Raw genomic sequence first — 1,706 nt, 5'->3', positions numbered from 1 at the left:
CTAGAAGATCACTGAAGATCTTGTGATGACCGCTGTGTTTCTGGGGGTGGATCGGCCGCGGGCTGTCTAGGCCGGGCTGGGGTCGAGTGTCCAGATGCCGCCGGTGTGGGTGAGTCCGAGGTTGATCAGGGTTCGGAGGTTGAGGGCTGCGGCGCGGGTGTGGAGCCAGGCGTTGTTCTTGATGGTGCCGATGTAGCGTAATCGCCGGTTGCCGCGGGCGACGATCCAGGCGACGGCGCGTTCGACCGGTGGTCGCCAGCGGCGGTAGTCGGCCTGCCAGTCCGGATCGGTGGCGGCCTGGCGGCGGGCGGCGGCCTGCAGGTCATGCTGGGGGCGGATCTGCACGATGCGGCCGTTCTTGGCGGTGGTGCACCGCTGCCGCAGCGGGCAGCCGTCGCAGGCTTTGCCGAAGATGGCGCGTTTCTTGTCGGTGTTGCCGGACAAGCAGGTGGTGTGTCCGGCCGGGCAGGTGACGACACCGGCGGCGGTGTCGATGGTGAAGTCGTCCAGGTCGAACCCGCCGGGGACGGCTGGCCGCAGCGGTGCGGGCTTGATCACCACGCGGTGCCCGGCCCGGGTCAGCGCCTGCCGGCAGGCGCCACCGGAGTAGGCCGCGTCGGCGAAGACCTCGACCGGAGCGCTCTCGCCAGACAGGAGTTCGCCGGCCAGGGCGCCTTCGTGATGGGCGGCGCCGGAGCCGGGCCGCAACGCGACCGCGGTGAACAATCCGGTCTCGGGTTCGATGGCGAGATGGGCTTTGAAGCCGTCTTGGCGGTGCGTGCGGGTCTTGTGCACATGCCGGGACTCGGGATCGACGGTGGAGACCATCCGATCGGGGGCGGTGCGCTGGGCGATGCGCCAGCGCCCGTCACGGCCGTCGGAGTCGTCGGCCGGTTCCACGTCTTGGCCGGCGACCAGGGCCAAGATGCCCACCGCGTTCGCGGCTTTGTCCCCCAGAGCCTGCTCCGGCAGAGCGGCCAGCAACCGGATGGCGTCGGTGACCAGGGCGTCCACCAGCACGGCCCGGGCGTGGGCGTCGTTCCAGGCGATGCGGGGCTTGCCCGGATCGGCGTAGTCGTGGGCGGTGCAGCAGCCGGCCGCGGCCTGCGCCGCGCCCGGCACCTCGCGGATCACCCGGCGGATCGCGGCGATCAGCTGAGTCACGGTGTCCTGGGTGGCCACCGCGTCATCCAGCACCGTGGAATCCAGCGCCCGCCGTTGCCTGCCCTTCAACGCACCGGTCTCGGCGACCACCTCGCGGACCGCCTCGAAGATCCGATCCGGCCGGCTGGAGCGGGCCAGCCGGCGCCGGAAGTAGGTCAGCAGCGACGGATCGAAAGCCGTGTCCAGCAGTCCCAGCCCACAGGCTGCCTTCCAGCGCAGGTCACACCGCAACTCCTGGACGGCGTCGAAGTCCGACAACCCGTACAGCGTCTGCAACACCATCGCGGCCGCCAGCACCTGCGGGGGCATGCTCGGCCGCCCGTTCGCGGACGGATACATGTCCGCGAACATCGCAGCGGGAAACACCTCCTGGCGATGCTCGGCCAGGAACGCGAACACGCTTCCCGCCGGGATCAGCTCACGGCAGGTCTGCCACACATCCGGGCCGACCAGTTCCCCACTCCATTCGCCCTGCATATCGACGAGTCTGACCCCTCGTCCACAGCACGACTAGAGCCCAACATCTTCAGTGATCTTCTAGG

At 69.6% G+C, this 1,706-nt stretch carries 1 protein-coding gene; it reads right to left on the bottom strand.

The features are described from left to right. Window positions 1–66 precede the first annotated feature (66 nt). Entirely contained in the window at window positions 67–1,641 is a 1,575-nt protein-coding gene (locus EJK15_RS69115) for an IS1182 family transposase (RefSeq protein WP_138720894.1), read from the bottom strand. Window positions 1,642–1,706: the final 65 nt, after the last annotated feature.

The organism is Nonomuraea basaltis, from assembly GCF_005893125.1.
In the GTDB taxonomy this organism is placed as follows: Bacteria; Actinomycetota; Actinomycetes; order Streptosporangiales; family Streptosporangiaceae; genus Nonomuraea; species Nonomuraea basaltis.
This window is presented reverse-complemented; position numbering and strand designations above follow the sequence as displayed.